The organism is Caballeronia sp. LZ003 (genome assembly GCF_031451465.1).
Lineage (GTDB): Bacteria > Pseudomonadota > Gammaproteobacteria > Burkholderiales > Burkholderiaceae > Caballeronia.
Genome location: NZ_JARUXJ010000001.1, coordinates 2,989,649 through 3,008,970 on the forward strand (window position 1 = coordinate 2,989,649; position 19,322 = coordinate 3,008,970).

At 62.5% G+C, this 19,322-nt stretch carries 20 protein-coding genes and 1 riboswitch; of the genes, 7 read left to right on the forward strand and 13 right to left on the reverse strand.

What is annotated here, in order from left to right:
* Nucleotides 1-6 precede the first annotated feature (6 nt).
* The gene (locus QCE79_RS13550; protein WP_404989366.1) at nucleotides 7-624 is read left to right on the forward strand and encodes a 5-formyltetrahydrofolate cyclo-ligase; all 618 of its coding nucleotides are present in this window, start codon (nucleotides 7-9) and stop codon (nucleotides 622-624) included.
* Between the two features lies 1 nt (nucleotide 625).
* Here the strand turns inward: QCE79_RS13550 and QCE79_RS13555 are convergent, their stop codons facing one another.
* Complete coding sequence (locus QCE79_RS13555; protein WP_244826509.1) at nucleotides 626-1,138, reverse strand: winged helix DNA-binding protein; 513 nt, start codon at nucleotides 1,136-1,138, stop codon at nucleotides 626-628.
* Nucleotides 1,139-1,319: 181 nt separating this feature from the next.
* On the opposite strand from QCE79_RS13555, the gene pxpB reads away from it, so the two are divergent.
* The 5 genes from pxpB to QCE79_RS13580 all read left to right on the forward strand — a co-directional run bounded on the left by pxpB (nucleotide 1,320) and on the right by QCE79_RS13580 (nucleotide 5,582).
* Entirely contained in the window at nucleotides 1,320-1,973 is a 654-nt protein-coding gene (gene pxpB / locus QCE79_RS13560) for a 5-oxoprolinase subunit PxpB (protein ID WP_250466008.1), read from the forward strand.
* The gene (locus QCE79_RS13565; RefSeq protein WP_309844757.1) at nucleotides 1,970-3,016 is read left to right on the forward strand and encodes a biotin-dependent carboxyltransferase family protein; all 1,047 of its coding nucleotides are present in this window, start codon (nucleotides 1,970-1,972) and stop codon (nucleotides 3,014-3,016) included. The genes pxpB and QCE79_RS13565 overlap by 4 nt, the downstream gene beginning before the upstream one ends.
* A 22-nt stretch (nucleotides 3,017-3,038) precedes the next feature.
* Nucleotides 3,039-3,803 (forward strand): 5-oxoprolinase subunit PxpA, encoded by a 765-nt coding sequence (pxpA, locus tag QCE79_RS13570; RefSeq protein ID WP_309844760.1) that lies wholly within the window; start codon nucleotides 3,039-3,041, stop codon nucleotides 3,801-3,803.
* Nucleotides 3,804-3,909: 106 nt separating this feature from the next.
* Nucleotides 3,910-4,629 (forward strand): DUF969 domain-containing protein, encoded by a 720-nt coding sequence (locus tag QCE79_RS13575; RefSeq protein WP_250509626.1) that lies wholly within the window; start codon nucleotides 3,910-3,912, stop codon nucleotides 4,627-4,629.
* A complete protein-coding gene (locus QCE79_RS13580) occupies nucleotides 4,626-5,582 on the forward strand; it encodes a DUF979 domain-containing protein (RefSeq protein ID WP_309844762.1) in 957 nt (318 codons plus the stop codon). The genes QCE79_RS13575 and QCE79_RS13580 overlap by 4 nt, the downstream gene beginning before the upstream one ends.
* A gap of 13 nt (nucleotides 5,583-5,595) precedes the next feature.
* Here the strand turns inward: QCE79_RS13580 and QCE79_RS13585 are convergent, their stop codons facing one another.
* The 12 genes from QCE79_RS13585 to QCE79_RS13640 all read right to left on the reverse strand — a co-directional run bounded on the left by QCE79_RS13585 (nucleotide 5,596) and on the right by QCE79_RS13640 (nucleotide 18,213).
* Nucleotides 5,596-6,702: a TraB/GumN family protein gene (locus QCE79_RS13585; RefSeq protein ID WP_309844764.1), complete on the reverse strand. Its 1,107-nt coding sequence runs from the start codon at nucleotides 6,700-6,702 to the stop codon at nucleotides 5,596-5,598.
* A gap of 124 nt (nucleotides 6,703-6,826) precedes the next feature.
* The gene (locus QCE79_RS13590) at nucleotides 6,827-7,831 is read right to left on the reverse strand and encodes a peptide ABC transporter ATP-binding protein (protein WP_244826515.1); all 1,005 of its coding nucleotides are present in this window, start codon (nucleotides 7,829-7,831) and stop codon (nucleotides 6,827-6,829) included.
* Nucleotides 7,828-8,820, reverse strand: a complete 993-nt coding sequence (locus QCE79_RS13595) for an ABC transporter ATP-binding protein (RefSeq protein WP_244826516.1) — start codon at nucleotides 8,818-8,820, stop codon at nucleotides 7,828-7,830. The genes QCE79_RS13590 and QCE79_RS13595 overlap by 4 nt, the downstream gene beginning before the upstream one ends.
* 1 nt (nucleotide 8,821) lies before the next feature.
* Nucleotides 8,822-9,742 (reverse strand): ABC transporter permease subunit, encoded by a 921-nt coding sequence (locus QCE79_RS13600; RefSeq protein ID WP_309844769.1) that lies wholly within the window; start codon nucleotides 9,740-9,742, stop codon nucleotides 8,822-8,824.
* A 259-nt stretch (nucleotides 9,743-10,001) separates the two neighbouring features.
* Complete coding sequence (locus QCE79_RS13605) at nucleotides 10,002-11,012, reverse strand: ABC transporter permease subunit (protein WP_244826518.1); 1,011 nt, start codon at nucleotides 11,010-11,012, stop codon at nucleotides 10,002-10,004.
* 149 nt (nucleotides 11,013-11,161) lie between these two features.
* Entirely contained in the window at nucleotides 11,162-12,793 is a 1,632-nt protein-coding gene (locus QCE79_RS13610) for an ABC transporter substrate-binding protein (RefSeq protein WP_244826519.1), read from the reverse strand.
* A gap of 366 nt (nucleotides 12,794-13,159) precedes the next feature.
* The gene (gene metF, locus QCE79_RS13615) at nucleotides 13,160-13,999 is read right to left on the reverse strand and encodes a methylenetetrahydrofolate reductase [NAD(P)H] (RefSeq protein ID WP_250526366.1); all 840 of its coding nucleotides are present in this window, start codon (nucleotides 13,997-13,999) and stop codon (nucleotides 13,160-13,162) included.
* A 41-nt stretch (nucleotides 14,000-14,040) separates the two neighbouring features.
* The gene (locus QCE79_RS13620; RefSeq protein ID WP_244826521.1) at nucleotides 14,041-14,394 is read right to left on the reverse strand and encodes a phage holin family protein; all 354 of its coding nucleotides are present in this window, start codon (nucleotides 14,392-14,394) and stop codon (nucleotides 14,041-14,043) included.
* A 96-nt stretch (nucleotides 14,395-14,490) separates the two neighbouring features.
* Nucleotides 14,491-15,912, reverse strand: a complete 1,422-nt coding sequence (ahcY, locus tag QCE79_RS13625) for an adenosylhomocysteinase (protein ID WP_250466021.1) — start codon at nucleotides 15,910-15,912, stop codon at nucleotides 14,491-14,493.
* Nucleotides 15,913-15,944: 32 nt separating this feature from the next.
* Nucleotides 15,945-16,061: riboswitch (S-adenosyl-L-homocysteine riboswitch) on the reverse strand.
* An 89-nt stretch (nucleotides 16,062-16,150) separates the two neighbouring features.
* Nucleotides 16,151-16,930 (reverse strand): glycosyltransferase family 2 protein, encoded by a 780-nt coding sequence (locus QCE79_RS13630; RefSeq protein WP_309844779.1) that lies wholly within the window; start codon nucleotides 16,928-16,930, stop codon nucleotides 16,151-16,153.
* Nucleotides 16,931-17,028: 98 nt separating this feature from the next.
* On the reverse strand, nucleotides 17,029-17,751 hold the full coding sequence (locus QCE79_RS13635) for an LrgB family protein (RefSeq protein ID WP_250466023.1): 723 nt from the start codon (nucleotides 17,749-17,751) through the stop codon (nucleotides 17,029-17,031).
* A 3-nt stretch (nucleotides 17,752-17,754) separates the two neighbouring features.
* Nucleotides 17,755-18,213, reverse strand: coding sequence for a CidA/LrgA family protein (locus QCE79_RS13640; RefSeq protein WP_309844783.1), 459 nt, complete (start codon nucleotides 18,211-18,213; stop codon nucleotides 17,755-17,757).
* A 112-nt stretch (nucleotides 18,214-18,325) separates the two neighbouring features.
* On the opposite strand from QCE79_RS13640, the gene QCE79_RS13645 reads away from it, so the two are divergent.
* Entirely contained in the window at nucleotides 18,326-19,267 is a 942-nt protein-coding gene (locus QCE79_RS13645) for a LysR substrate-binding domain-containing protein (RefSeq protein WP_309844786.1), read from the forward strand.
* Nucleotides 19,268-19,322: the final 55 nt, after the last annotated feature.

Here is a 19,322-nt window from a genome sequence, read left to right on the forward strand (position 1 = left end):
TTATTACTGGAGCGCGAGGTGGTCCAAAGATCGGTTGAAAGCATAGCACGCAACGTTTGCGCGGAACCTAAAAGCGCATTGCGTTCCACGCTTCTCGCAAGCCGCGAAGCACAGCGTGACGATCCCGCGCAAGCCGAAAGAAACAAGGCGCTCGCGACACGCATCGAGGCGTTGCTCGCGGAGCATGCGGTCAAGTGCATCGGCTTTTATTGGCCCGTTGCGGGCGAATTCGATGCGCGCGCTTTGCTCACGCGCTGGCTCGCGGCAGACGCGACGCGCGCCGCCGCGTTGCCCGTGGTGGTCGAGCCCAAGGCGCCGATGGCCTTCCACGCATGGCATGCGCAAATGCCGATGAAGGAAGGCCGCTATCGCATTCCCGTGCCTGCCCAGGAAACCCGCGTGACGCCGGATCTGTTGCTGATTCCATGCGTCGGTTTCGATCTGCAGCGCTTGAGACTGGGTTACGGCGGCGGCTACTACGATCGCACGCTCGCCGCCTGGCCGAATGGCGAACGCCCCGTGACTATCGGGATTGCCTACGAATCGGGCAAATGCGATGCGCTCCCGCGCGAGACTCACGACTTGCCGCTTGGAGCCATCGTTACCGAGGCTGCCGTCTACTGACTTAAAGCGATGTCGCCGCGCGCGCGGCGGTATCGTAAAGACCGGATGCGTTGCGCATGAGTTGCGCGGCGTCGCCAATCTGCTCGTTTGTCAGCCCGCTCTCGCGCAGCGTCGACATAAGACAGCTCTCCCGCACTTCACGATACTTCCCGCACAACTCGCGCCCTGCCGCCGTTGCGGAAAAGAACACTTCCTTGCCCGTCTTCTCGCTTTTCACGTAACCGCGCGCCACCAGTTTCTTGAGTGCATACGTGGCAACGTGGGTATCCTCGATATTGAGGACGAAGCAGATATCGGCAAGCTTTTTCTTGCGATCGCGATGGCTCACGTGATGCAGCAGCGATACTTCCACGGCGGTCATGTCCTTCGCGCCCGCCGCCGACATGCAACGCACCATCCAGCGATTGAACGCGTTGCTCACCATGATGAGCGCGTATTCGAACTCCGATAACTCGGCGCTGACTTCTGACACGAGATGCTCGGACGAGACGATCTTGGTAGGGTGACGCGACATGGCGAGGACCGTTGAAAAGTGCGTGGAGTGTATCCGAACGATATCGCGCAGCCGCGACCTTGCGTCACGAACTACACTCCGAACAAACGCTTATTGATAAATTGTCGATAATTTATTGACAATGTAGCATTCTGACGCGTTGCTGGCCGCATGGACGGCGCGCGCAAGGGACCAGAGAGGCATGACGAAACCACGTATTCATCCGCTTGGCGACAACGCGCTCGTGTGCGAATCCGCGCCACCGGCGACGCTCGATTGTCAGCGCCGCATCTGGGCGCTCGCCGACATCGCGCGGCTCATGCCGCACGTCGTCGAAGTCGTGCCGGGCATGAACAACCTGACCATCGTCTTCGACCCGCTCGAAGCCGATTACGAAGCCCTCGCGGCGCAACTCGAAGAAGGTTGGGAAGCGGCCACGCCATCGGATACAGGCGGCGCGGAGATCGAGATTCCGGTGCGCTACGGCGGCGCGGACGGCCCCGATCTGAGTTCGCTCGCCAAGCATGTCGGCCTTTCCGTCGATGAAGTCGTGAAGCGTCACACCGAAGCCGAATACGTCGTCTTCTTTCTCGGTTTTCAGCCGGGCTTCGCCTACATGGGCGGCCTCGATCCCGCGCTGCACACGCCGCGCCGCGCGGAACCGCGCCTCGAAGTGCCGGCGGGTTCGGTCGGCATCGGCGGGGCGCAGACGGGTATCTATCCCGCTGTATCGCCCGGTGGATGGAATCTGCTCGGCCGCACCGACCTCAAGCTTTTCGATCCGGCCCGCAACCCGCCGACGCTCATGCAACCCGGCGACCGCGTGCGCTTCACGGCGCTGGAGGTGCGCGCATGATCGAAATAAAACGCGCGGGCGTGCTCTCGTCCGTGCAGGATCTCGGGCGCCACGGTTATCGGCATCTCGGCGTGAGTTCGGGCGGCGCGCTCGATGCGCTGTCGCTGGAAATCGGCAATCGTATCGTCGGCAACAAGGCGGATGCGGCGGGTATCGAAGTCACGTTCGGGCCGACCGTGCTGCGCTTCTCGCGCGCGACGCGCGTGGCGATTACCGGCACGGACTTCGGCGCGACGCTCGACGACGAGCCGGTTTATTCGTGGTGGAGTTTGCCCGTGCGCGCGGGCCAGGAACTGACGCTGCGCGCGGCCAAGCGCGGCATGCGCGGCTACGTGTGCATTGCGGGCGGTATCGACGTCTTGCCGATGCTCGGCTCGCGCAGCACCGACCTCGGCGCATGCTTCGGCGGCCTGGGCGGACGCGCGCTTGCCGACGGCGACCGTTTGCCTGTCGGCGTGCCGCAACCGCACAAGGGCATCGCGTTTTCGCCGGAAGAACCGGCCTTCGGCGTGAAGGCGCCCGCGTGGTGCAAGTTCGTGCTCGTCGATGAACCCGTGCGGCGCGGCCGACATGCGCCGGGCGTCGACTGGGCCGTGCCGATTCGCGTGCTGCGCGGTCCGGAATACGCGAGCTTCACGGAGAAGGCGCAGCGCGACTTCTGGAACGAGGAATGGACCATCACGCCAAACAGCAACCGCATGGGCTTTCGCCTTGCGGGCACGGAGCTCGAACGCGGCGAGAAGATCGAACTGCTGTCGCACGCGGTCCTGCCCGGCACGATTCAAGTGCCGCCGAACGGCCAGCCCATCGTCCTGATGGGCGACGCGCAATCCACGGGCGGCTATCCGAAGATCGGCGCGGTCATCAAGGCGGATTTGTGGAAGCTCGCGCAAGTGCGGTTGAACGGCGGCGTGCGCTTCATCGAAACGTCGCTGGAAGAAGCACGCCATGCGCTCGCCGAAGAGCGGCGCTATGTCAGTCAGGTGGGCACGGCCATCGCGATGCACGAGGAACGCTGCGCGCGTCTGGCTAAATCAACGTAACGACTTTGAACGATACGACATCATGGAAATCGATCTGAACGCCGATCTCGGCGAAGGCTGCGGCACCGACGAAGCGCTGCTCGAACTCGTCAGCTCCGCGAACATCGCGTGCGGCTGGCATGCGGGCGGCGCCACCGCGATGCGCGAGTGCGTGCGCTGGGCGGTGCAAAAAGGCGTGGCGATCGGCGCGCATCCGAGCTTCAACGATCCCGAGAACTTCGGCCGCAAGGAAATGGACTTGCCGCCCGAGGAAATCTACGCGGGCGTGCTGTATCAACTGGGCGCGCTGTCGGCCATTGCGCGGGCGGAAGGCGGACGTATCGCGCATGTGAAGCCGCACGGCGCGCTCTACAACCAGGCCGCGAAAAGCCCCGGGATAGCGGATGCCATCTGCTCCGCCGTGCATGACTTCGATCCGTCGCTGCTGATCTTCGGTCTCGCCAACAGCGGTCTCGTCGATGCGGCGCGGCGCGCGGGCTTGGTCGCCATCGAGGAAGTCTTCGCGGATCGCGGCTATCGCGCGGATGGCTCGCTCGTGCCGCGCAAGGAACCGGGCGCGCTGCTCGAGGATGAAACCGAAGTGCTCGACCGCACGCTCGCGATGGTGCGCGAGCAACGCGTGCAGGCCGTGTCCGGCGAATGGGTGCCGCTCAAGGCGCAGACCATCTGCCTGCATGGCGATGGCGCGCACGCACTCGAATTCGCGCGACGCATTCGCGGCGCGCTCGCCGATGCGGGCGTCGATGTCCGCGCCGCCCGCGCCGCCCGCGCCGCCCGCGCCGAATAAGCGATTTTCCGATGCATCGAACGCCCCGCCTGCCGGGGCGTTTTAACAAGCGCTATTTACGCGTCCGCTTCGAGGCGCGATGTCTAACCCCCGGTCTGGAGATCTCATGGCAACCGCAGTCAACTTATGGCCGCTCATCGGCGTGGCCGTCATCATCGTGGGCTTCGTGCTGCGCTTCAATCCGATGCTGATCGTCGCCGCAGCGGCGATCGTCACCGGCTTCGCGGCGCACTTTCCCGTGGAGCGCATTCTGACCACCATCGGCACCGGCTTTCTGAAGACGCGCAATATTCCGCTCATCATCTTGCTGCCGCTCGCGGTGATCGGCCTGCTCGAACGGCATGGCTTGCGTGAACGCGCGCAGACGTGGATATCGAGCATTCGCGCGGCGACGGTCGGGCGACTGTTGATCGTCTATCTGCTCGTGCGCGAACTGACGGCGGCGGTCGGCCTCACGGGTCTCGGCGGCCATCCGCAAATGGTGCGACCGCTCCTCGCGCCGATGGCCGAAGGGGCCGCCGAAACGCGTTACGGCAAGCTCTCCGACGCGGTGCGCCACAAGCTGCGCGCATATTCGGCGGCAACCGACAACGTCGGCCTCTTCTTCGGCGAGGACATCTTCGTGGCGTTCGGCGCCATCGTGCTGATGGTCACGTTCCTCAAGGAAGCGGGCATCGTCGTGGAACCCATGCATGTTGCCGTGTGGGGCATTCCAACCGCGATCTGCGCGTTCCTCATCCACGGCTTTCGGCTGTGGCTGCTCGACCGGCGCCTGACGCGCGAACTCGGCGCGCTCACGCGCAATCTCGCGGGAGAGAAAGCATGACGCTCACCATCAACTATCTTTTCTATCTCGTCGGCATCGTGCTGGTGGTGGTCGCCGGCATGATCCTCACCGACAAGTCGCATCCGCGCCGCCTGACGACGGGCGTGTTCTGGCTCGTGTATGCGCTCGTGTTCCTGATCGGCGACTGGCTGCCGCCCGCGGTCGTCGGCGTGCTCGTGATCGCGATGGCGCTCATCGCCGGACTCGGCGGCGTGACCGGCGCGAAGCCGAAAATGCTGTCGGAGCAAACGCGCCGGCAGAGCGCCGCGCGGCTCGGCAACAAGCTCTTCGTGCCCGCGCTGACCATTCCGGTCGTCACCGTGATCCTGACGCTCGGCGCGAGCCATCTTGTCTTCGGCGGGCAACCGTTGATCGAGTTGAAGAACGTGACGCTGATCGGCTTCGGCATAGGCTGCGTGATCGCGCTGGCGGTGGCGTGCGTCATGACGCGCGATACCGTCGGCCAGTCGATGCGCGAGGCGCGCCGTCTCATCGACGCGCTTTCGTGGGCCGCCGTGCTGCCGCAAATGCTCGGCATGCTCGGACTCGTGTTCTCGGACGCAGGCGTCGGCAAGGCGGTCGCGCATGTGACGACGGCCTACATCAACCTCGACTATCGGCTCGTCGCGGTGACGGTCTATGTCGTCGGCATGGCGCTTTTCACGGTGGTGATGGGCAACGGCTTCGCCGCGTTTCCTGTGATGACGGGCGGTGTCGGCGTACCGATTCTCGTCGGCGTGTTCCATGGCAATCCGGCGACGATGGCCGGCATCGGCATGTTCTCGGGCTACTGCGGAACGCTGATGACGCCGATGGCCGCGAACTTCAACATGGTTCCGGCGGCGTTGCTGGAGTTGCCCGACAAGAACGCGGTGATCAAGGTGCAGGTGCCGACAGCGTTGTCGCTTCTGATCGTGAACATCTTTTTGCTGAACTGGCTGATGTTCATCTGAATCGGCAAAGCGTTCAGCCAGCCATCACGACGAAGCCGCGCTTTCTCAGCAGTTCGAGCACGCCGCGCGACCCGCCGAGATGCAGCGCCCCGATAGCCACGAACACCGGCTTGTCGGGCGCTGCCAGTTGCACCATCCGCGCGACGAAGCGGCGATTGCGCTCATATACCACGCGGTTATCCACCTGATCCGCGAGCGGCTTCGAGCGCGCAAGCTTGTTGCCCTTGGCGTCGTCCCAGGCTTTGAGCGCGTCCGCGTCGCCGATTCGCCAGAGCCGGTGCAGCTCTTTCACGTCGGCGATGTTTTCGGTTGGCGTCTGCACGAGATCCTGTGCGAGCATCTCGCGCTGTTGCGCGGAAGTCAGACGCGTGAACGTCGATATCTGTTCGTTCAAGGTTTCGAGCCCGACGATTTTTCCGCGCACATGCAGATAGACATTCTGCAACTGCGCCTCGGTGCCGTACTCGCTCTGAAAACCGGCCTTGAGCGTGTCGTATGTTTCGATCAGCATCGACGCGAGCCACGGACGCGTGTGCCGCAATTCCTTCAGCGCATCGGGATTGTTGCGCATGCGCGCTTGCACCGCCTGCCACATCGAATCCGGCAAATAATCGATCAGACATTCGCTGCGGCACATGCCGAAGCGATTCACGTCCTCTTGCGAAACGAGCAGTTCGTCGGGAGAGATTTCGAGCGCGAGTGTGGGCGATGCATAGAGCGCAGCCAGTATCGACTGGCGAAACGGCTGTTCGGCCGGATAGTCGGTCGCGAAACCGACATGCAGCGTGCCGAGCAAATAGATGGTGGTCGTGCCTTTGGTCGCAACGTAGAACGGCATGCGCGCCGGCGCCACGCGCACGGGACCGCTTGCCGTCGTGCCATCGGATCGATCCACGGCCGGCGCGGGTGCCGATGCGCCCGGTGCCGCCGCTACGTCCGCGCCGCCTGCGGGCTGAGGGGTGCCACCTGCCGGCGTACGCGATCCGACGACCGCGAAACCGGATGGCGTAACGACCGCGCCTGCCATGAACAGTACGAACGACAGCACAATGGCTGTCGCTCTGGCGGACGCCACGCGCGCGGCGCGCGGCTGGTCATATGAATACGGCACGAGCGACATCTTAAAACATTCACGCGACCCGCTGGACACGCGCTGTCGCTTCGAGACGATCGACTTGGAGCTTGACCGCGCGCCGCCTTCTTTGAACGAAGCTGGCGCGCGTCAAACCGCGCGTCGATGCGATTCAAACCTCCACGTCACCTACCTCCTCGGCGCGATGACACGAGACTTGCCGCCCGTCGACGACGCGCAGCGCCGGTTCCTCGGTTCTGCAACGATCGATCGCGTACGGGCAGCGCTGATGAAACGTGCAGCCCGATGGCGGATTGAGCGGCGAAGGCATTTCGCCCTGCAGCTTGATCTTGATGCGGCGATCTTCCTCGAACAACGCGGGCGTTGCCGACATCAAGGCGCGCGTGTACGGATGACGCGGTCGCGCGAAGATGGTTTTCTTGTCGCCGAGTTCGGCCACGCCGCCGAAGTACATCACCATCACGTCATCGGCAATATGCTCGACCACCGACAGGTTGTGCGAGATGAACACGTAGCTCGTGCCGAACTGCGCTTGAAGGTCCATGAAAAGATTGAGAATCTGCGCCTGGATCGAGACATCGAGCGCGGAGACGGGTTCATCGGCGACGACGATTTGCGGGTCGAGAATCATCGCGCGCGCAATCGCCACGCGTTGCCGTTGACCGCCCGAAAACATGTGCGGGTAGCGCGTCGCGTGTTCCGGTCTCAGGCCGACGGTGCGCATCATCTGCGCAATGCGTTGAGCGCGTTCGGTTGCGTTGAGCTTCGTGTTGATGGCGAGCGGCTCGCCGAGCGTCTGCTCGACGGTCTTACGCGGATTGAGCGAGGCAAACGGGTTCTGGAACACCATCTGCACGCGCTGCCGCAACGCGGCGATCTTGTCCTTGCTCGCGCCCGCCACGTCCTCGCCATCGATCAGAAGACGGCCCGATGTCGGCGTTTCGATCATCGTCAACTGACGCGCGAGCGTGGACTTACCGCAGCCCGATTCGCCGACGACAGCAAGCGTGCGCCCGCGCTGCAACTCGAACGACACGCCGTTCAGCGCCTTCACCGTGCCCTGCTCGAACATGCTGCGCTTGACGCTGTAATGCCGCGTGAGCTGATCGGCGGCGAGCACGATGTCCTTGTTGATTTCCTTCGGTACGGCGTTCATCGCGCGCCTCCTTCCACCACCACTTCGACATTCAACGGCTTGATGCAACGCGCGCGCACGGCCGCGTCGTTGGGGTCGAGCTGGAACAGATTCGGCCGCCCCTTCCAGCAGTCCTCGACGGCATATTTGCAGCGCGGCGCAAAGAGGCATCCACTGGGTCTGTCGTCGCGGCCCGGCACCATGCCCGGCAACGCCGCCAGACGATCCGCGCCGCGGCTATGTTCCGGAATCGCGGCGAGCAACGCTTCCGTGTACGGATGATGCGGCTCGCTGAAAATGGCAGGGACGTGATTCGTTTCGATGATCTCGCCCGCATACATCACCGCGACGCGCTGCGCCACTTCCGACACCACCGCGAGATCGTGCGAAATCAGCACGAGTGCCATGCCGCGTTCCTTTTGCAAGCGCACGAGCAGTTCCATGATCTGCGCCTGAATGGTCACGTCGAGCGCGGTCGTGGGCTCGTCGGCGATCAGGAGTTTGGGATTGCAGGCGACCGCCATTGCGATCATCACGCGCTGATTCATGCCGCCCGACATCTGATGCGGAAACGCGTCGATGCGGCTTTTCGCATCTGGAATGCCGACCTGATCCAGCAGTTCGAGCGCGCGTTTGTTGAGTGCGTCGCCGCGCAAGCCTTCGTGCAGTCTCAGCGATTCCTTGATCTGATAGCCGACCGTGTAGCTCGGGTTCAGGCTCGTCAGCGCGTCCTGAAACACCATCGCGATGTCCTTGCCGATGATCTTGCGACGCTCGCGCGCCGAGGCCTTCAGCAAATCTCGCCCATCGAAGGTGACCTGATCGGCCGAGACCTTGCCGGGTGCATCGATCAGGCCCATGAGCGCCATCATCGTGACGCTTTTGCCCGAGCCGGATTCGCCGACCACGCCGACCACTTCGCCCGGCTTGACCGACAGGTCGATGCGATCGACCGCCTGTGTGCCGCCGAACGTCACTTGCAGATTACGGATAGTGAGTAGATCGTTCATGTCATCCCATCCGTTTCAGTTTCGGGTCGAGGGCGTCGCGCAGACCGTCGCCGAGCAGATTGATGACGAGCACCGAGATCAGGATGGAGAGACCGGGCATCGTGACGATCCACCATGCGCTTTCGATGTAATCGCGCGCCGAAGCCAGCATGGCGCCCCACTCGGCTGCGGGCGGTTGCACGCCCAAGCCGAGAAAGCCGAGCGCGGCGGCGTCCAGAATTGCCGATGAAAATCCGAGCGTCGCCTGCACGATGAGCGGCGCGGCGCAGTTCGGCAGCACTTGCGAGAACATCAGCCGCACGACGCCCGCACCCGCGACGCGCGATGCCGTCACGTATTCCTTTTGCAATTCGCCGAGCGCCGATGCGCGCGTCAGACGCACATAACCCGGCAGCGCGACGATGGCGATGGCAAGCATGGTGTTGACGAGCCCCGGCCCGATGATCGCGACCACGGCGACCGCGAGCAAGAGCGAAGGCAGCGCGAGGAGCACATCCATGATGCGCATGATCGGCGTATCGAGCCAGCCGAAGAACGCGGCCATGAGCCCCAGCACGACGCCCGGAATGAGCGCGAGCACGACCGATACGAAGCCGATCCAGAACGACAGCCGCGCGCCGTACATGAGACGCGAGAGAATGTCGCGGCCGGCTTCATCGGTGCCGAGCAGGAACATGCGGTTGCCGCCTTCGAGCCACGCGGGCGGAATCTTCACGTATTCGCGATATTGCTCGATGGGGCTGTGCGGCGCGATCACGGGCGCGGTGAGCGCCACCAGAATCAGCACGAGCACGATGAAGCCCGCGACCACTGCGCCGCGATTGCGCGAGAAGTTCGCCCAGAACTCGCGGCCCGCGACCATGCGGCCGTTGGGTGGCGGTGTTACTGCCTGGGGGGGTAGGTTGTTTTGAATGTCGGCCATATCATGCCTCTCGCCGAGCCGCCTCAAGAGAGGCATGCGCCCCCTCGGGGGGCAGCGAACGAATGTGAGCGTGGGGGTGGTACATGTTTATGCCTCTCGCCGAGCCGCCTCAAGAGAGGCATGCGCCCCCTCGGGGGGCAGCGAACGAATGTGAGCGTGGGGGTGGTACATGTTTATGTCTCTCGCCGAGCCGCCTCAAGAGAGGCATGCGCCCCCTTGGGGGGCAGCGAACGAATGTGAGCGTGGGGGTGGTACATGTTCACCTTGTATGGCGAATGCGCGGATTCAACACGCCGTACAGCAGATCGACGATCAGATTCACGAAGATCACGAGCGACGCGATCATCAGAATGCCGCCCTGCACGACGGGATAATCGCGACGCGAAATGGCATCGATCAGCCACTTGCCGACGCCCGGCCACGAGAACAACGTCTCCGTCAACACCGCACCCGCGAGCAACGTGCCAACCTGCAAGCCGATCACGGTCACCACGGGAATCAGCGCATTGCGCAACGCATGCACGATCACCACGCGCAACGGCGAAAGCCCCTTCGCGCGCGCCGTGCGAATGTAGTCTTCGCGCAGCACCTCGAGCATCGACGAACGCGTCATGCGCGCAATCACCGCGAGCGGAATCGTGCCGAGCACGATGGTCGGCAATATCAGATGGCTCACCGCGGACTTGAACGCGCCTTCATCGGTGGAGAAGATCGAGTCGATCAGCATGAAGCCCGTGACGTGCGGAATGTCGTATTCCACCGCGATCCGCCCCGACACCGGCGTCCAGCCGAGCCTCGCCGAGAAGAACATGATGAGGATCAAGCCCCACCAGAAGATCGGCATCGAATAGCCCGTGAGCGCGGTGCCCATCACGCCATGATCGACCACCGTGCCGCGCTTGAGCGCCGCCGCCACGCCCGCCGGCAGACCGACGATGAGCGCGAAGATCATCGCGCAGATGGAGAGTTCGACGGTCGCCGGAAAGCGCGCCATGAATTCGCTCATCACACTCGTATTGGTGATGATCGACATGCCGAGATCGCCCTTGAGCGCATGGCCAACGTAGTGGAGATATTGAAGCGGCAAAGGCTCGTCGAGACCTAAGCGCTTCATGGCTTCGGCGTGCATCGCCGGGTCCACGCCGCGTTCGCCCATCATCACTTCGATGGGGTCGCCCGGGATCAGGTGGATGAGCGCGAACGCGAGAATCGTAATGCCGATGAACGTCGGTATCACCATTCCTATGCGTCGCAAAACGAATCGGAACATGATCGCCCTTTGGTTCGTACTTGGGGATTTGGAAGAGTGACCGGCGGCGCGGATCGTTTTCGACCCGCGCCGCCGGCCCTGTTCGACTAATTATGGTTTAGTGCAAAAAGCGTTCCGCTTACAAGCTGCGTTTTGCGGATGCTCTCGCTTTACTGCATGCCCACGCCGTCGAAACGCACATAGCCGAGCGGTTCGATCTTCAGGCCCGTCACCTTCTTGCTGGCCGGCTGATACACCGTCGAATGCGCGATCGGCGAGAACGGCAGTTGTTGCGCGAAGATCTGCTGCGCGTCCATGTAAGCCTTTGTGCGCGCCGCCACGTCGCTCGTCGAACGGCCCTTCACGACCAGATCGTCGAACGGCTTATAGCACCACTTCGAAAAGTTGCTGCCCTTCACCGCGTCGCAACCGAGCAGCGTGCCGAGCCAGTTGTCGGGGTCGCCGTTGTCGCCGGTCCAGCCGATCAAGAGCGCCTGATGCTCGCCCGCGTGCGCGCGCTTGAGATACTCGCCCCATTCGTACGACACGATCTTTGCCTTCACGCCGATCTTCGCCCAGTCGGCCTGGATCATCTCGGCCATCAGACGTGCGTTCGGGTTGTACGCGCGTTGCACAGGCATGGCCCAAAGGTCGATATCCATGCCGTTCGGAAAGCCGGCCTTCGCGAGCAGATCCTTGGCCTTGGCCGTATCGTACGGGCTCGTCTTGAGGTTCTTGTCGTAGGACCATTGAGTCGGCGCCATCGGAGCGGTGGCCGCCTGGCCCGCGCCCTGATACACGGAATCGATGATCGCCTTCTTGTTGATCGCCATGTCGAGCGCGCGGCGCACGTCGGTGTTGTCCAGCCCCTTCTTGGTCACGTTATAGGCCACGTAACCTTCGTTGAAACCGGCCTGCGACGGCGTATCAAGATTCGATGCGGACTTGAGCGACTCGATGTCGCCTGGCCGCGGATAGCTCATCACCTGGCATTCGTTGCTTTTCAGCTTCTGAACGCGCACGGCGGCATCAGGCGTGATCGAGAAGATCAGCTTCGACACCTGCACCGCGTTCGGCTTCCAGTAATCCGGATTGCCGTCGAAGCGAATGGTCGCATCCTTTGTATAGCTACGGAAGATGAACGGTCCCGTGCCAACCGGATACTGATTGATGTCGGCGGCCTTGCCGTCCTTCACCAGCTTGTCCGTGTATTCGGCCGAGAGAATGGACGCGTATTCCATCGCCATGTTCTGGATGAACGGCGCGTTCACTTCCTTGAGCGTGAACTTCACGGTGTAGGGATCGACCTTCTCCACCTTCGCGATGAGCTTGTCGAGGCCCATGTCCGTGAAGTACGGGAACGCAACCGGGTACGCCTTGCGGAACGGCTGGTTCGGGTCGAGCATGCGGTTGAACGTGACGAGGACGTCATCCGCGTTGAATTCGCGCGTCGGCTTGAAGTACGACGTCGTCTGGAACTTCACGCCGTGACGCAAATGGAAGGTGTAGGTCAAACCGTCCGCCGACACGTCCCACTTTTCGGCGAGACCCGGCTCGACCTTCGTGCCGCCGCGCTCGAATTCGACGAGGCGGTTATAGACCGTGAACGTGTTCGCGGTGAAGTCGGTGCCGGTGGTGTATTGCGCAGGATCGAAACCGGCGGGACTGCCTTCCGAGCAGTACACCAGCGTCTTGTTGGGGATGGCGGCATTCGCGACGTTCGCCGCGAATAGCGTTGCCGTGGCGACGGCGCCCATGAGCGCCGACACGCGGGCGACTCGCAACAGGCCATTCTTCTTCATGTTTCCTCCAGGTCGATGCCAGCTTTCAACTGACGTAGCGCGATATTACTTGATCGCATCGGCGGTGCTGCCGGCCGTGCGAATCTGCCGGATGAAACGGCGCAAGCAAATTCGGGCGCTACCCTAGCATGAACAAATATTACGTGTGTGGTCGTTTTCCCCACTGGATTTACGGCTGCCGGTTGGTTCGATGCGGTTAGGTTATCGCCTATGTCTAAGCGTGATAGCTCGGATGGCGAAATATCCGCGCAAGGTGCCGGCAGCGTGCGCAAAGTGCGCCGTCGGGTACTAAAACGCCCGAAAAAAGTGCTAAACGAGGAGGAAAGTAAGGACCGCGCGGACGAACGCCGCGCGGGTAAAACAAACTCAGACGCTCTTGACGCCGAGCCGCTCGCAAACCGTCTTCGACGCCCACGCGCCGTTGAGCGTGTAGAAATGCAAGCCGGGCGCGCCGCCGTCGATCAGACGCTGGCATAGACCCGTCACCACATCGACGCCGAATTCGCGGATCGACTCGCGGTCGTCGCCGTAACTTTCGAGCCGGCGCGCGATCCACTTCGGCACTTCCGCGCCGCACATCTCGGAAAAGCGCATCAACTGCGTGAAGTTGGTGATCGGCATGATGCCCGGCACGATAGGCACATCGACGCCGAGCTTTTTCGCTTCATCGACGAATTCGAAGTAGGCGTCCGCGTTGAAGAAGTACTGCGTGATCGCGGAGTTCGCGCCCGCCTTCACCTTGCGCGCGAAGTTTTCGAGATCGGCGCGTGGCGAACGCGATTGCGGATGAAACTCCGGATACGCCGCCACTTCGATGTTGAACCAGTCGCCGTGCTCCTGGCGAACGAACGCCACGAGTTCGGACGCATAGCGCAACTCGCCGACTTCACCCATGCCCGAAGGCAAGTCGCCGCGCAACGCGACGATATGACGAATGCCGTGCTCCCGATACTGCGAAAGAATCGCGCGCAGGCTGTCCTTCGACGAGCCGATGCAAGACAGATGCGGCGCCGCTTCGAAGCCTTCCGCGGCCATTTCGAGCACGGTGTCGAGCGTGCCTTGCTGCGTGGAGCCGCCCGCGCCGAACGTCACGGAGACGAACTTCGGCGCGAGCGTTTTCAGTTGCGCGCGCGAGGCGCGCAGTTTGTCCACACCTTCCTGCGTCTTCGGCGGGAAAAACTCGAATGAAAGTTCGATCGGTTTCATGATGGTGTGTGTACGCGCGGCGAGGCGTGGTGTGCGCGGCGTCAGCCGAAGTTGCGCTGTCCGAAGATGAGCGCCGACAGAAGCCACGACACGATGCTATAGAGAATCGAGCCAAAGAACGCGGACCAGAAACCCGTCACCTCGAAGCCTTTCAAGAGCGACGAGCACAGCCAGAAACACAGCGCATTCACCACGAGGATGAAGAGGCCGAGCGTCAGGATGGTCACGGGCAACGTGAGAATGATGAGCACCGGGCGCAGCACTGCGTTGATGAGCCCGAGCACCACGGCCACGATGAGCGCCGTGCCGAAACTGCGGATGTGGATCGACGGCACGAGATAGGTGATGATCAGAAGCGCGAGCGCGTTGATCAGCCATGTCAGCAGCACGGTCATCGAGTGTTCTCCGGTTGATGCAATGTGTCTTTGTACCGCGCTCGAACCTCCCGATCCGTGCGCGGCCACGCCGCCGCGTGCCTTGTCAGTAGCGGATTAATAGCGGTAGTGGTTCGGCTTGAACGGACCGTTCTTGTCGACGCCGATATAACCGGCCTGCTCCGTCGAAAGCACCGTCAGTTCCGCGCCGATACGTCCCAGATGCAGACGCGCGACCTTCTCGTCGAGATGTTTCGGCAGCACATACACCTTGTTCTCGTACTTGTCGCCTTGCGTGAACAGTTCGATCTGCGCGAGCGTCTGGTTCGTGAACGAGTTCGACATCACGAAAGACGGATGGCCGGTTGCGCAGCCGAGATTCACGAGACGTCCTTCGGCCAGCAGAATGATGCGCTTGCCGTCCGGGAAGATGATGTGATCGACTTGCGGCTTGATGTTGTCCCACGTGTATTGGCGCGTGGAAGCGACGTCGATTTCGGAGTCGAAGTGACCGATGTTGCAGACGATGGCGTTGTTGCGCATCGCCTTCATGTGGTCGTGGTTGATGACGTGGTAGTTGCCCGTTGCCGTCACGAAGATATCGGCCTTGTCGGCGGCATATTCCATCGTCACGACGCGGTAGCCTTCCATTGCCGCTTGCAGCGCGCAGATCGGGTCGATCTCCGTGACCCAGACAGTGGCGCCCAGACCGCGCAGCGACTGCGCGCAGCCCTTGCCCACGTCGCCGTAGCCCGCCACGACCGCGATCTTGCCGGCGATCATCACGTCGGTGGCGCGCTTGATGCCATCCACGAGCGATTCGCGGCAGCCGTATAGATTGTCGAACTTCGACTTCGTGACCGAATCGTTCACGTTGATGGCCGGGAACGGCAGACGCCCTTCCTTCTCCATCTGATACAGACGATGCACGCCCGTGGTCGTTTCTTCCGTCACGCCCTGGATGTGCGCGAGGCGCGTGGAGTACCACGTCGGGTCGGCATCGAGGTGCGAAGCGATCGATTTGTACAGCGCGACCTCCTCTTCATTCGTCGGCTTGCCGATGACCGAGCGGTCTTTTTCGGCCTTAGAACCGAGGATGAGCAAGAGCGTGGCGTCGCCGCCGTCGTCCAGAATCATGTTGGCGAATTCGCCGTTCGGCCATTCGAAGATGCGGTGCGAGAACTCCCAGTATTCGTCGAGCGATTCGCCCTTGAACGCGAACACCGGCGTGCCGCCCGCGGCGATGGCGGCGGCAGCGTGATCCTGCGTGGAAAAGATGTTGCACGATGCCCAGCGCACGTCGGCGCCGAGTGCGGTCAGCGTTTCGATCAGCACGCCGGTCTGGATGGTCATGTGCAGCGAGCCTGCGACGCGCGCGCCTTTCAGCGGCTGTTGCGCCTTGTATTCCTCGCGCGTTTGGATGAGACCGGGCATCTCCGTTTCGGCGATGTCGAGTTCCTTGCGGCCCCATGCGGCGAGCGACATGTCGGCAACAACGTAATCCTGGGAATTCTTGGAATCGAGAACTGCGGCGTTCATCACGCCCTCCTTTCTAAAAAAGACTAGAAATTTTGACGTGAGCGCCGTTCGATGCGGTGGCTCAGCGGGCTTGTTTATGTGCCTTCGAACCGTCCGATTGAAGCCTCCGAGCCTGGCGGGTGAAACCCGTCGCAACGCTCCTCGGGGGCGAGCGAAGATTGTAGCAAAAGTCGGCGGAATGCGAATGCGGGATTAAGCGCAGTCTGATTGATGGGGGTGACTAAGCGTATGGAGGCGTTCAGGCTCGATCGACTATTGACTCAGCAGTGCCGGACATCGCCGTGCGGGCGCGTGCGACGAACTGTTGGATGGCCTCGGTGGTCGCCCAATGCTCGTCGAACGGCGTTTCGGCGCCTCCTGCGCGGCTGAAATACAACGCCACGTGGCTCCCCGGATGATAGTTAACGCGAACGCCTTTCCTGGCTTCCAGGCGATAACAACCGTAAATGTCGATGATTGCATTTGAAAGCGCCGAATCCTCGCCGCCATAACGCCGGAAGACTTCATCTGTAGGGAAGCCGCCGAGCGCGAGGAAGGTCGCACGCTGAATCACGAGCGTGCTCGCCACCGTGTCGCTCATGATGTCGGCGTGGCGTTCGAAGTCGGGGAAAGCACGCAGATCGGCGGGAAAGTCGCTGAAATCGGCGCTGAAACGGACTGCGGCTTGCCGAGGCGTGTTTCGCAGATAGAGTGCGGCAGTCGCCAGTGCGCCTGGCTGGTACTCGTCGTCGGCGTCGAGGAACGCAAGAATGGAGTGTGCCGCAAAGTTCGCACCGCGATTGCGCGCCCGAGCCGGACCGCCGTTTTCCGGCATCTGAACCAGTTCGACGCGTCGGTCTTTCAGGGAATAAAACTTCGCAACCGCCGCCGATGCGTCCTGCGAGCCATCGTCTACCACGATGATCTGCGCTGCTTCGGTTTGCAAAAGACAACTATCGAGCGCGCGTGCCAGCGTTTTTGCCGAGTTGAAACACGGAATGATGACTGAGACGCCGGGGTTCTGGGAGACTAGTGACATTTGGCTCGAACCGAAAAATTTGAGCCCGCATTGTCGCAATAGATGCCACGCGAATTGCCCGCGAAAACTCCTAAACAGCGGCGCGTGCGCGTAATTGCCTATATCGGCAGCATGCTCAAAACTGGCGCGAGCAGCACCATCACCACGCCCGCGATCATCATCGTCAAGCTGGCGACAACGCCCTCTTCGTTCCCGAGTTCGCGCGCCTTCGCGGTGCCGACGCCATGCGCCGCCGCGCCGAACAACGCGCCGCGCGCAAGCCGAGTGCGCAGCGGCACCAGCGCCAGCACGATCTCGCCGAAGAGCATGCCGCACACGCCCGTCGCGATGACGAAAAGCGCGGTCAGATCGCGCGGCGCGTGAATCTTGTCGGATACCGCGAGCGCAAATGGCGTCGATATCGAACGCGTCGCGAGACTGCGCTGCAGTTCCGGCGACAGATGCAGCAACTTCGCAAGCGCAATCGACCCGCCGACCGCCACCAGAATGCCAACCGTCACTCCGACGCTCAACGAAATCCAGTGCCGCTTCAGGAGCGACCGATATTCGTAGATCGGCACCGCGAACGCCACGGTGGCTGGCCCGAGCAGCCACATGAGCCAGCGCGTATCGGCGAAATAGACGGGGTATGGAATGCGCGCCGTCACGACGATCGCCGCAAGCACCGCCGGGACAGCCAGAAGCGGCGTCAGCCACGGACTTTTGAAGCGCGCGTAAAGCCGCTTCGACACGAAGTACAGGACGACGGTCATCACGAAGCATCCGGCAGCGATCAGGCGTGCAGCGTCGTCTTGGAGCAGCGAAGCGTAGAAGTGGCTCATGGCTCAGGCGCGCGCAGCTTGCCGCGCGTGGAGCGCCCGGCGCAGCGCGAGGTGACGCTCCAGGCGCGCCGCCCGATCCACGGCGAACGCCACCGCCACCATCACCATCAGCGTTCCCGCGACGACAACCAGCGCCAAACGCCAGCCTTCTTCCATGAAAAGCCCGCCGTATTGGACCGCCGCCACGGCCGCCGGGATGAAGAACAGCAGCATGTCCGACAGCAGCCAGTCGGCGCCCGCCTTCACCCAGCGCGGCGCCACGCCGCCGCAGAACAGGAGCGCCAACAACGCGACTAGTCCGACGACACCACCCGGCACCGGCAGCGCCAGCTTGCGCGCGGCCAGGTCCGCGACGAACCAGATCGCCGCGAGCGCCGCCGATTGAATCGCGATGCGCGTCACGCGAGCAAGCGCCATGCGGGCGTTGGCAAAGGCGGATGGGGCGGAAAGAACGGTGGACATGGCGGGCTCGGGGCGAATGACTAGGGTTAACCTGTAGACGGAGTATAAGTGCACCATTTACATAAAAAAAATGACTTAGCATTATCCAAATCATTCCAATCTGGAATCTCACATGGAATTGCGCGCGTTGAGGTATTTCGTCGAGGTGGTCAAGCAAAAGAGCTTCACTGCTGCCGCCGAGCATATGTTTGTCACTCAGCCGACCATCAGCAAAATGGTCAAGTCACTGGAAGACGAGGTCGGCTCGCCGCTTTTATTGCGGGAAGGCCGTCAGATGGTCCTGACCGATGCCGGGCAAATCGTCTATCAGCGTGGCGTCGATGTGCTCGCGGCCCATGCGCGGCTCGAAGCGGAACTGAACGATCTGGGCACGTTCGGGCGTGGCACGCTGACGATCGGCATTCCGCCGATGGGCGGCGCGCTCTTCACGCCAGTCATTGCTGCTTTCAGGGAGCGGTATCCGAAGATCGAGCTGAAGCTGTTCGAGCAAGGCTCGAAGGCGATTGAGGCTGCGTTGATCGAAGGCGAGCTCGAACTCGGCGGCGTACTGCAGCCAGTCGATGCCGAAACGTTCGACGTGCTGCCCGTCAGCCGGCAACTCTTGTGGCTCGTGGCGCAAAAAGGTTCGCGCTGGGACGGTCTGAACGAGGTAGCGCTCGCCGATCTGGCAGCCGAACCCTTTGTCTTCTACGGCGAAAGTCTCGCGCTCAACGACGTCGTGCTGAACGCGTGCCGCGCGGCGGGGTTCGCGCCGACGATCGTCGGTCGCAGCGGGCATTGGGATTTCATGGCGGCGTTGGTGCAGGCTGGCATCGGCATCGCGCTGTTGCCCGCGCCTTATTGTGGCCGCCTGGATGCCGAGGCGTTCACCTGCCGGCCGGTCGTCGCGCCCGAGATTCGCTGGGATATGGCCGTCGGCTGGCGGCGCAACGGATATCTGTCGCATGCGGCGCGAGCGTGGATCGAAGTCGCGCGCGAAATACTGCCCGCGAATGTCGATCAGGATTTCATGGCCGATGGCTTTCCGCGGCTGAAGCGTGGCGAGGCGCTGTAATGCGTTGAACGGGAGTTCCCTTGCCTGATGCGCCTGGCGCGCAGTAAAAAAAGCG

Coding starts and splice junctions, on each gene's coding strand:
- QCE79_RS13580 (WP_309844762.1), top strand. CDS start 4,626: ATGACGCTCACCATCAACTATCTTTTCTATCTCGTCGGCATCGTGCTG.
- QCE79_RS13565 (WP_309844757.1), top strand. CDS start 1,970: ATGATCGAAATAAAACGCGCGGGCGTGCTCTCGTCCGTGCAGGATCTC.
- pxpB (WP_250466008.1), top strand. CDS start 1,320: ATGACGAAACCACGTATTCATCCGCTTGGCGACAACGCGCTCGTGTGC.
- QCE79_RS13630 (WP_309844779.1), bottom strand. CDS start 16,930: ATGTCACTAGTCTCCCAGAACCCCGGCGTCTCAGTCATCATTCCGTGT.
- ahcY (WP_250466021.1), bottom strand. CDS start 15,912: ATGAACGCCGCAGTTCTCGATTCCAAGAATTCCCAGGATTACGTTGTT.
- QCE79_RS13600 (WP_309844769.1), bottom strand. CDS start 9,742: ATGGCCGACATTCAAAACAACCTACCCCCCCAGGCAGTAACACCGCCA.
- metF (WP_250526366.1), bottom strand. CDS start 13,999: ATGAAACCGATCGAACTTTCATTCGAGTTTTTCCCGCCGAAGACGCAG.
- QCE79_RS13590 (WP_244826515.1), bottom strand. CDS start 7,831: ATGAACGCCGTACCGAAGGAAATCAACAAGGACATCGTGCTCGCCGCC.
- QCE79_RS13595 (WP_244826516.1), bottom strand. CDS start 8,820: ATGAACGATCTACTCACTATCCGTAATCTGCAAGTGACGTTCGGCGGC.
- QCE79_RS13635 (WP_250466023.1), bottom strand. CDS start 17,751: ATGAGCCACTTCTACGCTTCGCTGCTCCAAGACGACGCTGCACGCCTG.
- QCE79_RS13640 (WP_309844783.1), bottom strand. CDS start 18,213: ATGTCCACCGTTCTTTCCGCCCCATCCGCCTTTGCCAACGCCCGCATG.
- QCE79_RS13645 (WP_309844786.1), top strand. CDS start 18,326: ATGGAATTGCGCGCGTTGAGGTATTTCGTCGAGGTGGTCAAGCAAAAG.
- QCE79_RS13620 (WP_244826521.1), bottom strand. CDS start 14,394: ATGACCGTGCTGCTGACATGGCTGATCAACGCGCTCGCGCTTCTGATC.
- QCE79_RS13605 (WP_244826518.1), bottom strand. CDS start 11,012: ATGTTCCGATTCGTTTTGCGACGCATAGGAATGGTGATACCGACGTTC.
- QCE79_RS13575 (WP_250509626.1), top strand. CDS start 3,910: ATGGCAACCGCAGTCAACTTATGGCCGCTCATCGGCGTGGCCGTCATC.
- QCE79_RS13585 (WP_309844764.1), bottom strand. CDS start 6,702: ATGTCGCTCGTGCCGTATTCATATGACCAGCCGCGCGCCGCGCGCGTG.
- QCE79_RS13610 (WP_244826519.1), bottom strand. CDS start 12,793: ATGAAGAAGAATGGCCTGTTGCGAGTCGCCCGCGTGTCGGCGCTCATG.
- QCE79_RS13555 (WP_244826509.1), bottom strand. CDS start 1,138: ATGTCGCGTCACCCTACCAAGATCGTCTCGTCCGAGCATCTCGTGTCA.
- pxpA (WP_309844760.1), top strand. CDS start 3,039: ATGGAAATCGATCTGAACGCCGATCTCGGCGAAGGCTGCGGCACCGAC.